Origin of the sequence: Neobacillus terrisolis (genome assembly GCF_051233475.1) — a bacterium.
Taxonomy (GTDB): Bacteria; Bacillota; Bacilli; order Bacillales; family Cytobacillaceae; genus Bacillus_BU.
In genome coordinates this window covers 184,579-190,660 of sequence record NZ_JBKFGH010000020.1, presented here as the reverse complement: position 1 = coordinate 190,660, position 6,082 = coordinate 184,579, and the positions used below count along the sequence as shown (strand labels likewise).

The 6,082-nt window shown below is 36.2% G+C and carries 7 protein-coding genes; all 7 read right to left on the bottom strand.

Translation table 11 applies throughout. The annotated features are described in order from the left end of the window. Positions 1 to 296: 296 nt before the first annotated feature. Positions 297 to 794 (bottom strand): undecaprenyl-diphosphatase, encoded by a 498-nt coding sequence (locus ACI48O_RS13980; protein ID WP_435562432.1) that lies wholly within the window; start codon positions 792 to 794, stop codon positions 297 to 299. A gap of 104 nt (positions 795 to 898) precedes the next feature. Beyond that, positions 899 to 1,762: a nitroreductase family protein gene (locus ACI48O_RS13975; RefSeq protein ID WP_435562431.1), complete on the bottom strand. Its 864-nt coding sequence runs from the start codon at positions 1,760 to 1,762 to the stop codon at positions 899 to 901. 343 nt (positions 1,763 to 2,105) lie between these two features. Continuing rightward, on the bottom strand, positions 2,106 to 2,924 hold the full coding sequence (locus tag ACI48O_RS13970) for a VanW family protein (RefSeq protein ID WP_435562430.1): 819 nt from the start codon (positions 2,922 to 2,924) through the stop codon (positions 2,106 to 2,108). 44 nt (positions 2,925 to 2,968) lie between these two features. After that, positions 2,969 to 3,439 carry a GNAT family N-acetyltransferase gene (locus ACI48O_RS13965; protein ID WP_435562429.1) on the bottom strand — a complete coding sequence of 157 codons (471 nt, stop codon included), beginning with the start codon at positions 3,437 to 3,439 and terminating at the stop codon, positions 2,969 to 2,971. A gap of 22 nt (positions 3,440 to 3,461) precedes the next feature. Further along, the gene (locus ACI48O_RS13960; protein WP_435562428.1) at positions 3,462 to 4,310 is read right to left on the bottom strand and encodes a class I SAM-dependent methyltransferase; all 849 of its coding nucleotides are present in this window, start codon (positions 4,308 to 4,310) and stop codon (positions 3,462 to 3,464) included. A gap of 18 nt (positions 4,311 to 4,328) precedes the next feature. Then, the gene (locus ACI48O_RS13955; protein WP_435562427.1) at positions 4,329 to 5,132 is read right to left on the bottom strand and encodes a class I SAM-dependent methyltransferase; all 804 of its coding nucleotides are present in this window, start codon (positions 5,130 to 5,132) and stop codon (positions 4,329 to 4,331) included. Positions 5,133 to 5,286: 154 nt separating this feature from the next. Then, a complete protein-coding gene (locus ACI48O_RS13950; RefSeq protein WP_435562426.1) occupies positions 5,287 to 5,646 on the bottom strand; it encodes a nuclear transport factor 2 family protein in 360 nt (119 codons plus the stop codon). Between the last annotated feature and the right edge of the window lie 436 nt (positions 5,647 to 6,082).

The following is a 6,082-nucleotide window of genomic DNA, read 5'->3' as shown; positions in this document are numbered from 1 at the left end:
AATTCGAACATCAGTAATTAAAAAAGCGTTTAGTGCAATAATAGCCTTAATGTAAGGCTGTGTTAAAGAACAATGTTGATTTTGAATACTCTGTTGATTGGAGCGGAAGGTGCGAGACTCCTGCGGGAGAAGGTGTCACGGGAGACCCCACAGGCGCTATGCGCCGAGGAGGCTCCCGGACTCCCCCGCGGAAAGCGAGCACCTGGAGTGGAAATCAACAGCCAAATTTAACACAGCCTAATGTAAAAAGACGGCTGTTTAGCCGCCTCTTTTCTGATGATATTTAATAAAATGGTTTAAATTCTTTTTGTGAATTTATTTGAAACAACGCTTATTAAACTTCCAATCATTGCACTACCGATAATATCAGATGGATAATGGTGGCCAACCCATATTCGAGAAAACCCTGTTAAACATGCTAACAGCCACATAATTGAGCCAATGATCCGTTTACCGAGGATAATAGACGTAGCTACAGCAAATACGAGTAATGTATGCTTACTTGGAAACGAGGAATCATTTTTTGAAGGAATAAGTATATCCACTTGATGAGTCATAAACGGTCGTGGTTTAAAATAAAACCCCTTAATCATTGAGTTAGTCATCAAAGCAAACAAAGAAGACAGAATGGCATTAAAGGTAATATTTTTGCATGACCTATCCCTAAACCACATTATGATAAGCGCAAAACCAAACAAATATCGAACATTATTGGATAGGAAAATCATCCATTTATTTAAGGATGGATACTGGTAAGCAAGTCGATAAATACTGCGAAACATTTTGTAATCCATTTAAAATAATCTCCTTACCATACGGATAAAATTATTATTACCTCTTCTATCAGAAGAATGTATTAAAAAAAGCGACTACCCTTTAAAGTAATCGCGTTTAGAGATTATTTACTTTTCCAACTAACGATATACTCAGTCAGTTCATTTGGAACATCAATGTTCGGATCTTCCATGCCCCATTGCCCTGAAATATTTAACTCCCTACAGGCCATCTCAAATTGACACATTGCTATTCCCATATCTAGAATCTGCATATCATATCCTAATTTAATACTATAGTTTGGCGTATGTTCTATATAAAAATGAAAAGAATTGCGATCTTCGGATAAAACTAGTCTCCATGGCTGTTTATTGGATGCAGATGGTCCAAGTCTTAGCATTTCAACCGGTATTTCAAATAAACCAGCTCGATCTTTAGCTAATGTTGAGGTAAAGTTTGAATCATAAAACAGCTTATCCCAAGGCTTTTTATTATCAGCCTTTACTACATAACGCAAAGCTTTATCCAAAACACGCTGCTTGTCGTTCGGATAACCAATCGGCGTTATGCAGGGAATAAATTCTCCTTTACCTAGAGAGATTTCCCGTTCAAACGAATTTCGATTGAACGTTCCTCCCATCCAGCAAGTCCCGATTCCCAGTTCAGTCAAAAATAAAACTAATTTCTGAAAAGAATAGGCAAACTCCAATAGGGAGTTCTTATTATTTTCGGTAATCCCAACCAAATACGCTTTCGGATTTTTAATAAACCCATACGTTCCCAACTTAATTCCTTTATCCGTCACATTGTTGGACACTTGTATTAGTTCAATTTTTGCCTTTTTACCGAACGGTCCAATTAGGTTTTCGTCGTTATGTAAGTAATCATTAATTATGTTATAGTGTTCGTCCGTTATATTTTGATTGTCAAACGTTCTTATTGACTGACGTTTCTTTATCGTTTCAATCACCGATTTTGTAAAAATCATTTTTCCACTCCTATGCGTGTAACACTTTTATCATTTCATTATAACACCCAACAAATGGAAAAGTCTGTAAAAACCGTGCTCATTTGCTCATTAATGAAGCAGGGAAGAAAAGAGGTAAACCGCTACTTTTAAGGCTAAATGAGAAGGACCGTGGCAATTTATTATATATGCGGACATCTGGTCCGTTATTTTGCCAAAAAGTGTTGTTTTGATAGGCTAACCGGACACTGGATCCCTTATTCGTTAATAAATGGGTTATATTCATTTGTTTTTATTAAAATAAGAAACCCTATGTCCACTTAAAGTAATCAAAAATAAGGGCGCTTTTGTCCGCTTATATTTTTTATTGAGGTTTTGCGTCAGGCAATAATGGTTCATACATCAAAATAGCGTGATTTTCTGTTACGAATTCATCATCAATAAGCTGGTTTTCCATGTTGTAAACTTTCCTGTAAATGGTGTTATGTCTTACATAACCACCCCAGTATTCTAAAGATATTCGATGCTCTTTTTCATAAACTTCATAGGTTCTTGTTGGCTGATAATCGGCTCGCCACTCGCCTACTAAGTGGGTATCCGTTAAATAGATTAAAAGCTGGTAAGCTTGGCTTGTATTATTTTTAATTTGTAAATCCAAATAGTTATAGGCACAGGTTGCCCCACTTCCGAATGGCTGACTTCGATTCGAATCAGGAAAAACATCATAGCTATGTCGATATCGTTCTGAAATCGTAAGTGGCGTATGAAGTGTCATCCAGTATATTAAATTTGATAATTGGCAAAGACCCCCACCAACTCCCGTTGTTACATTTCCATAGTGGAGAATCATTCCGTCGACATACCCCTTTCTCCTAGTTGGATTCCCTATTAAACGCCAGTAGGAAAGAGTTTCACCTGGTTGAATGACCGTTCCATTTATTCTTTCAGAGGCAATTTTAAGGTTTTTAATCTTGTTGTGCTGCAACCACATATCAACATTTTTCAGTTTTCGAAGCAAGAGGGTCTTATGAGCAAAAATAATATGAGATTTATAGGGTAACACTTTTTTTAAGGCATACTTCTTCTTACTAAAATACCAATCTAAGTATCGCTTCATCCGATAATACTTTTTCCCAAAGAATATTCTTACCTGACTTCTTTTTAATGGTTTTAGTGAGGTCATTTTACCCTATCCTATATTCGAATTTTTTTACATTAAAGGTGGCCTTAAAGTATCTTTTTATAAAACACAAGCGTGGTTTTGTCATTAATTTTCTTGAGTAATCCTGTTTTGATGTAACCCATTTTTTCATATAAATAACAATTACGTTCTTCCTCTAAAATTGTTGCTAATTCCCAACTACGTGCTTCAGAAAACATTTCCTCAATTAAAAGAATAGCGTTCTGTGCTATCTTTTTTCCTTGGTATTTAGGTACAATGAACATGGGGCTAATCCTAAATTGCAGGTTTTCTCTCCAATAGATACAAATAGCACCTACAAGTGAATCTTCAAATAGTATTTTATAAAATCCACCATTGGGGTTCTTTATTCTTTCTTTAACCTTGTCAATCGTTTCGTTAGCCGGACTTATTTGGTGATCTTGGTATTTGACTAAAAGTGGCATAAAAGCCTTTACTTGAATATCAAAAATTGCTTCCGCATCAGCTTCTTCAGCTTTTTCTAACCTAATTCCCATTAACTTCACTCCGTTAAAAAATCTATTGTTTCCGACAAACTGCCAAAAAATGAGGGCTCATCCCCTTTAGACTCTCCTGTTCTTCAACCATCTTACAAATCTTCAGTAATTGATTTTTACTATCTTCCTGTTCCCATTTTTCATTTAACGTCGGCACAATCCAGGCTGGTCCCTCAACAGCAAAGGTTTTTTCATGAGATAAACCTGCTAATTCAATCTCTTCTTTTAAATCTTTCGGAGTGTGGAAGAAAGCTCGAGGTATGTGGTTTTCGTATTTGTTATGCTCAGGTCTAATATGTTGGCCATCGGTTAATTCACGTTCGAGCATATCCATAAAATCCTGTTCATTAATATAATCATTACTTACCCCAAACACTGATAATCCCCACAGCGTGGATCCAAATCTTGAAATTGCCGAAACGAATAACAATCCATCTTTTTTAAGAATTCTCGATGCTTCTTTTAAGGACTTAAGCCTTTCTTCTTTTTCAGTCAGATGATAAAGTGGACCCATTAACAGGGCAATATCTGCACTCTCATCGGGTCTATTAATATTCCGCCCATCTGCAACCTCTATTTTAAAAATTGGTGAATTATTGATTTTGTTTAGTTCTTTTGCATATTCAACTGCATTTGGTGCTAATTCAAACATATGAACCTTGTGCCCTATATTTGCTAACCAGCTTGAATAGGCGCCAATTCCGCCGCCAATATCATATATTACCTGGCTCTCATTCGGTAAATATCTCAAAAGAATCTCTTTTGTTCTTTCGTATTCTATTTTTCCAATACCTCTATGTAATCTACCAATCTCCGCTCCACCGTTATAATATCTTAAGATTTGATCCATTTCGATGCCGGTATGTTTCATATTCCCCCTCCTCCCTGTTTACTTTTTCTTGCACAAAAGAAGAGCGTGATTACTCGTTCCCAGTTTACTTTTTTCTCTACAACAAGATTCAATATAGTACATCCAAGTGTTAAACTCTTCCTCATTCAAACTATTAATAAAACTTCTTATGTTTGGACTTAAATCATCTGTGGCTAGGTGGTCTATGATTTCTGTATCAAATTTATTTAGCAAAGCTTCGATTTCATTTGGCGATGTGAAAAATGCATCCGTCCAAAAGCACTCTTTTTCGCCTTCTCTTATGACACCAGTCTTCATTATTTTATTTATAAAATCTTTTGTTAAGTAGGTTTTATCGTTCGTCATTACAGAGTGGAGAATGTAGTACTTGTTGATATATGCAATAGCAAGCAGCCCTCCTTTTTTCAAAACTCTTAACGACTCTTGCAAGCATTTTTCTCGATCACTTTCTTCTATTAAATGATACATAGGTCCTAAACACAAAACTACATCGAAACTCTCTGATTGGAATTCTCTTAAATCCGTTGCATTCACTATTTTTGTCTTTATACTTAGCTGGTCGCTCTTATTTTGGATTATTTTTTGATTTATCTGTTCGATATGTTTTGGTGTTAGATCTGTAGCGATTACTTTACATCCTCTTTCAGCAAAATATAAAGAATAAATTCCTGTACCAGCACCTAACTCCAATATTTTATCTTCATGCTTAATATATCTGTCCAATGCTTTGGTTGTTAAAATGTATTCGATTCTTCTCGCATTATCAGCGGTTAGCCTCAAATCCTCGTTGCTATTTTCATAAAATCTTATAATCGATTCCATGTTCCGCCCCCTAACCATTTGTTAGGATAATGTTACCTTTATTATTCAAGGAGATAATTGCTACTTTTTACAAAATTTTGAACTCGGCTAAAATTGTCAATGATTGCACAAAAAAAGCGAACACCGTTTTTGGTAATCGCCCTCTTTACATAGATTAGGTTTTTATTGGTGTTCCCTGGTGGAAAACCATTTGCCACTGATCTTCATTTAATTTCCAAATTGAACTTCGTAATGTTTTTTGTAATTTCTTATCGTCGTAGATTTGGTAAGTAGTAAGGACTACCCCCTCAGATAATGAATGGATTTCGAATTGAGAAATGGTCATTTGGACTATTTCCATTCCATTTAGGACTAGACAGTCTTGTTTATGCCAAACCCTCCCTGAACTTCCAAATTCGAAGAAATCATCTGAAAGTAATTTTTCAATTTCTTTTGGAGTTGTACGAATATCAGGTTTTAACAACATGTTTTCCAAGTTAAACAAATGTTCTTTAAGCGATGTTTCTCTTTCCATCGAAATACCTCTTTTTGGGGATTGTCTTTAGTCGGCCCAGGCAAACTGTCTTTGATCAAGTTTATCAAGGACAAATTCTTTCGGCTGCCCCGGCAAAATGTCCTTGATCGGCTTTATCAAGGACAAATTCTCTAACTTGCCCCAGCTAAATGTCCTTGATCCAGCTTATCATGGACAAATTCTTTCGGCTGCCCCAGCTAAATGTCCTTGATCCAGCTTATCATGGACAAATTCTTTCGGCTGCCCCAGCTAAATGTCCTTGAGCGGCTTTATCAAGGACAAATTCTCTAACTTGCCCCGGCAAAATGTCCTTGATCATCTTTATCAAGGACAAATTCTCTCGGTTGCCCCAGCAAAATGTCCTTGAGCGGCCTTATTAAGGACAAAACTCACCTATGCGGTTTCGATTGCCACCACCGCACCTTAGATAAAACAT